The organism is Streptomyces glaucescens, assembly GCF_002154375.1.
Taxonomy (GTDB): Bacteria; Actinomycetota; Actinomycetes; order Streptomycetales; family Streptomycetaceae; genus Streptomyces; species Streptomyces glaucescens.
The window spans coordinates 1-4,420 of the sequence record NZ_MUND01000775.1 but is presented as its reverse complement, the minus strand read 5'-3'; the positions used below and the strand labels follow the sequence as shown (position 1 = coordinate 4,420).

Annotated in this window: 2 protein-coding genes; one reads left to right on the top strand and one right to left on the bottom strand. The window is 74.6% G+C overall.

Annotated features, from left to right (window positions below; genetic code table 11):
• On the bottom strand, positions 1-2,621 hold a 2,621-nt coding region (locus CCN42_RS36990), incomplete at its 3' end, for a DEAD/DEAH box helicase (RefSeq protein ID WP_086741683.1).
• Positions 2,622-3,180: 559 nt separating this feature from the next.
• Here CCN42_RS36990 and CCN42_RS36980 point away from each other — a divergent pair.
• Entirely contained in the window at positions 3,181-3,942 is a 762-nt protein-coding gene (locus tag CCN42_RS36980; protein ID WP_107427709.1) for a ferritin-like fold-containing protein, read from the top strand.
• Positions 3,943-4,420: the final 478 nt, after the last annotated feature.

Genomic DNA, 4,420 nt, shown 5'->3' with positions numbered 1-4,420 from the left:
GCCTTGCGGGTGCGCTTCGGCTTGGCCTCCGGCTCCCGCGCCGCCTGCGCCGGGATCTCGGCGGTGGTGCTCGCCGCGGTCTTGCGGGTGCGGCGGGTCCTGGGCTTGGCCTCGGTGCCCTCGGCGGTGTCGGCCGCGGCTTCCGCGGTGGCCGCCGTGGCCTTGCGGGTGCGCTTCGGCTTCGCCTCGGCGGTGTCCGCCGTGGTCACGGCCGCCGCCGCGGTCTTCCGGGTGCGCTTCGGCTTCGCCTCGGCCTCCGGAGCCTCCGCCACGGCCGGGGCCTCGGCGGTGGTGCTCGCCGCGGTCTTGCGGGTGCGGCGGGTCCTGGGCTTGGCCTCGGTGCCCTCGGCGGTGTCGGCCGCGGCTTCCGCGGTGGCCGCCGTGGCCTTGCGGGTGCCCTTCGGCTTCGCTTCCGCTTCCGCCTCCGCAGCGGCCTGCGCCGGGATCTCGGCGGTGGTGCTCGCCGCGGTCTTGCGGGTGCGGCGGGTCTTGGGCTTGGCCTCGGTGCCCTCGGCGGTGTCGGCCGCGGCTTCCGCGGTGGCCGTCGTGGCCTTGCGGGTGCGCTTCGGCTTCGCCTCGGCCTCGGCGGTCTCCGCCTCGGTCACGACCGGCGCCTCGGCGGGCTCGGCCGCCTTGCGCGTCCGGCGCGTCCTCGGCTTGGCCTCGGTGGCCTCCGCCGTCTCCACGGCGGTCACCTCGGGGGCCTCGGCCGGCTCGGCGGCCTTGCGGGTACGACGGGTGCGGGGCTTCGCCTCCGCGGCCTCGGCGGTGTCGACCGCCGTCTCCGCCGGGGTGGCCGCCGCGGCCTTGCGGGTGCGCGTGCGCTTGGGCTTGGCCGCCGGCTCCGGGGCCTCCGTGGGCGCTGCCTGCGGCTCCGGCTCCGACACGACGGCCGTCGGCTCGACGGTCGTCACGGCCGCGGGGGCCGTCACGGTCTCAGCCGTCGTGGCAGCCGTCACCGTCTCGGCCGCCGTCAGCGTCTCGGCCGTCGTCACTGCCTCGGCCGTCGCCGCCGTCTCGGCGGACCGGCGGGTACGGCGGCGGCGGGGCTTCGCCGGGGTCTCGGGCGCGTCGAGCGTGCTCGGGCCCTCGGCCGTGGTGACCACGGCCTCGGCGGCGGGGGCCGCCACCTCGACCGTCGCGGCCGTCGCCGGCTGCTCCGCCGGGGCGCCGCCGCGGGTGCGGCGACGTCGGCGCGGGGTGCGCGGCGCGGTCACCGACTCGGCGGCGTCGGCGGCCGGGGTCTCCGGCGCGGGGGTGCCGGACGGCGTCTGCGCGGCCGGGTCGAGCGGGGCCCCGCCGCGCGTACGACGGCGGCGGCGCGGCGTACGGTCCGTACGGTCCGTGCGCTCGCGGTCGGCCGGGCGGGACTCCTCGCCGCCGTCCCGGCGACCGCCCCGGGCACCGCGGCCGCGGTTGCGGCCGCCGCCCGGCTCGCCCAGGTCCTCCAGCTCCTCGGCGTCGAGCCCGGCGCGGGTGCGCTCCGCGCGCGGCAGGACACCCTTGGTGCCGGCCGGGATGCCGAGGTCCTCGAAGAGGTGCGGGGAGGTGGAGTACGTCTCCACCGGGTCGTGGAAGTCCAGCTCCAGCGCCTTGTTGATCAGCTGCCAGCGCGGGATGTCGTCCCAGTCGACGAACGTGATCGCCGTGCCCTTGGCGCCCGCGCGGCCGGTGCGGCCGACGCGGTGCAGGTACGTCTTCTCGTCCTCGGGCGACTGGTAGTTGATGACGTGGGTGACGCCCTCGACGTCGATGCCGCGCGCCGCGACGTCGGTGCAGACCAGGACGTCGACCTTGCCGTTGCGGAAGGCGCGCAGCGCCTGCTCGCGGGCGCCCTGGCCGAGGTCGCCGTGGACCGCGCCGGCCGCGAAGCCGCGGCGCTGGAGCTGCTCGGCGATGTCGGCGGCCGTGCGCTTGGTGCGGCAGAAGATCATCGCCAGTCCGCGGCCGTCGGCCTGGAGGATGCGGGCGATCATCTCCGGCTTGTCCATGGAGTGCCCGCGGTAGACGAACTGCTTGATGTTCGCGACCGTCGCGCCCTCGTCGTCCGGCGCCGTGGCGCGGATGTGCGTGGGCCGGTTCATGTACCGGCGGGCCAGCCCGATGACCGCGCCCGGCATGGTCGCCGAGAACAGCATGGTCTGGCGCTTGGCCGGGAGCATGTTGATGATCTTCTCGACGTCGGGCAGGAAGCCCAGGTCGAGCATCTCGTCGGCCTCGTCGAGCACGAGCGCCCTGACGTGGCTCAGGTCGAGCTTCTTCTGGCCCGCGAGGTCGAGCAGCCTGCCGGGGGTGCCGACGACCACGTCGACGCCCTTCTTCAGGGCCTCCACCTGGGGCTCGTAGGCCCGGCCGCCGTAGATCGCGACGACGCGCACGTTGCGCACCTTGCCCGCGGTCAGCAGGTCGTTGGTGACCTGGGTGCACAGCTCGCGCGTGGGGACGACGACGAGGGCCTGCGGGGCGTCGGTCAGGGCCTCGGGCTTGGCGCGCCCGGCCTCCACGTCCGCGGGGACGGTGACGCGCTCGAGGAGCGGAAGGCCGAAGCCCAGCGTCTTGCCGGTGCCGGTCTTGGCCTGGCCGATGACATCCGTGCCGGCGAGGGCGACGGGGAGGGTCATCTCCTGGATGGGGAACGGGGTGACGATGCCGACGGCTTCCAGGGCCTCGGCGGTCTCGGGAAGGATCCCGAGCTCTCGGAACGTCGTAGTCAGGGTGCTGCCTCTTCTGTGTGGGCGGTGCGAGGCGAGCGCGGGGGGTCGTGTCAGACCGTGCCGGGGACGTCGGCTGCCTTACTGGCGGGCCGTGGGGCACGGGACCGCGCCGACGCTCTAGCGCTCGTACCGCTGAGGGTTCCCTCCGATCGTCGTACGCGTCGTGCCGTACGGTCAGGGAGAGCTGTCGGGTCGGAGCCGATCGGGCCACCGACCGGGCATCCTCATACGTGCGGCCTGTCGAGGCACGACGGAACTAGCCGACGTACCAGCAGGCGCATTACCACCATACCCCGGATTCGCGCACATGTGATGGCCGATTCGGTCACGTAGTCGTCGTCACAGTCGGCGGCACGGTCATCGCATGGTCATCGCGTGGTCGGCGCGCGGTCGGTCAGGTGATCCGCACGTCGTCGTGGTCACAGTGAATGACCAGGAACTTCCCCGGCACGGCGGGCGGGCTATTGTGCGCTTCATGACGAGCTCTGACAACCCCGCGCACGACGCCGAGACCCCCGAAGCCGCCGCCCGCACCGGTGTCGCCGCCCAGGACTGGGCGACGGCCTCCGCCGACCCGCAGTACCGGGCCGCGGTCGTGGACCTGCTGGGCGCGCTCGCGTACGGGGAGCTCGCCGCGTTCGAGCGGCTCGCGGAGGACGCCAAGCTGGCGCCGACCCTGGAGGACAAGGCGGAGCTGGCGAAGATGGCGTCGGCCGAGTTCCACCACTTCGAGCGGCTGAGCGGCCGGCTCACGGAGATCGGCGAGGAGCCCACCGCGGCCATGGAGCCGTTCGTCGCCGCGCTGGACGGCTTCCACAAGCAGACCGCGCCCTCGGACTGGCTGGAGGGTCTCGTCAAGGCTTACGTCGGCGACTCGATCGCGAGCGACTTCTACCGCGAGGTCGCGGCCCGGCTGGACTCCGACACCCGGGAGCTGGTGCTGGCCGTGCTCGACGACACCGGACACGCCGGGTTCGCCGTGGAGAAGGTGCGGGCCGCGATCGACGCCGACCCGCGCGTGGGCGGGCGGCTCGCGCTGTGGGCGCGGCGGCTGATGGGCGAGGCCCTGTCCCAGTCGCAGCGGGTGGTCGCGGAGCGCGACGCGCTGTCGACGATGCTGGTGGGCGGCGTCGCCGACGGCTTCGACCTGGCCGAGGTCGGCCGGATGTTCTCCCGGATCACCGAGGCGCACACCAAGCGGATGGCGGCGCTGGGACTGGCCGCCTGAGGGTCTGTCCGGCACTTCCCGTCGCCCGCCTGACGGGCGGGCCCCACTGCGTCTTCCGGTGCGCACGCTCGCAAGGCGTCGCGGGGCAGACGGGACTTTGCGGACACGGCCTAGGGCGCCACGGCGTGCGGGAGCGCCACGGCATACGGGATTGCCAGGGCTCGCCGATCCGCCAGGCCCGCCGGGCGGTGGGGCCAACGGCTTCGTCAGGCCCGTCGGCCGGTGCCACCGCGGTCTCTGCCCCACCTGCACCTCAACCTCACCAAGACCTACGGGGCTGCTACGGCCTACTGGGTTGCCAGGGCCGCCCGGACCACCCGGACTCGGGCCTCCACCGGACCTTCGGCGCTGTCACGGCCTACAGGTACCCCAGACCACCCCGCCTTCGAGGACCGCCCGGACCACCGCTGCCTCAACGCCCGCCCGGATCTTCGAGACCACCAGGACCCACAGGGCTGCTGCCGGGACCGCCGGGAAC